2 protein-coding genes are annotated in these 1,114 nt (G+C 72.1%); both read left to right on the top strand.

Annotated features, from left to right (window positions below):
• A partial coding sequence (locus tag PROKR_RS05080; protein WP_036960167.1) for a zinc-binding dehydrogenase occupies positions 1-453 on the top strand: 453 nt, incomplete at its 5' end.
• A gap of 94 nt (positions 454-547) precedes the next feature.
• The coding region (locus tag PROKR_RS05075) for a bacterial proteasome activator family protein (RefSeq protein WP_084800249.1) at positions 548-1,114 on the top strand (567 nt) is incomplete at its 3' end.

The following is a 1,114-nucleotide window of genomic DNA, read 5'->3' as shown; positions in this document are numbered from 1 at the left end:
CGGGCCGCGCGGTGCGCGGAGCTCGGCGCCGACGTCGTCGTCGACCACCGGCGGCAGGACTTCGTCGAGGAGGCCCTCCGGGCCACGGACGGCCGCGGGGTGGACGTCGTGCTCGACCTGCTCGGCGGGGGCGCCCTGGGCGACAACGTGCGCTCGCTCGCACGTGGCGGCCGCCTGGTCGTCATCGGGATGCAGCAGGGGCGGCGCGGGGAGCTCGACCTCAGCGCGCTGCTTGCCCGCCGCGGCACCGTCACCGGGACCCTGCTGCGGTCGCGACCCCCGGAGGAGAAAGCACGGATCGTCGCCGATACCGAACAAAACCTGTGGCCACTGTTCGCATCTGGCCAGGTCCGGCCGGTGATCCACGCCCGAATCCCGTTCTCGGAAGCGCAGTACGCACACGACCTGCTCGAGTCGGGCGAGGCCTTCGGCAAAGTGCTCCTGGTCCCCTGATCAACGCGTGCCTATATATAGGCATGGTCGACAATTTCGTTCTCGGTCCAAGAATGCGATGCAGCCGACCGTCGATTCGGGCAAGACTGGACCCATGAACGACGAGCGAGCCAACCCCCAGTCCGACGACCGCCGCGACCAGCCGCCCATCGCGCACCCACAGGTCGTCACGCCAGACGGCGCCGCCGTGCCCCCGGAGGGCGAGCCCGAGGGCCCGGACGTCGAGCGCCAGCCGGACGAGGCCGAGTCCGTGGTAGGCCAGGTCGAGGAGCCGGCCAAGGTCATGCGCATCGGCGGCATGATCAAGCGGCTGCTCGACGAGGTACGCGACGCCCCGCTGGACGAGGCCGCCCGCTCCCGCCTCGCCGAGATCCACGAGCGTTCGATCCACGAGCTCGAGGACGGCCTCTCCCCCGACCTCGTCGACGAGCTGCACCGCATCACGCTGCCGTTCACGGACGACTCCGCGCCGTCCGACGCCGAGCTCCGCGTGGCGCAGGCGCAGCTCGTGGGCTGGCTCGAGGGTCTGTTCCACGGCATCCAGACGGCGCTGGTCGCGCAGCAGATGGCGGCCCAGGCCCAGCTCTCCCAGATGCGACGCGCGCTACCGCCCGGCACCGCGGCGTTCGGCCCGGCCGGCCCCGGCGGCCCGAGCCTGCCC

Source organism: Promicromonospora kroppenstedtii DSM 19349 (genome assembly GCF_000515355.1).
GTDB classification, from domain to species: Bacteria; Actinomycetota; Actinomycetes; order Actinomycetales; family Cellulomonadaceae; genus Promicromonospora; species Promicromonospora kroppenstedtii.
Note: the sequence above shows the minus strand (reverse complement) of the source record. Positions and strands in the feature narration are given on the sequence as shown.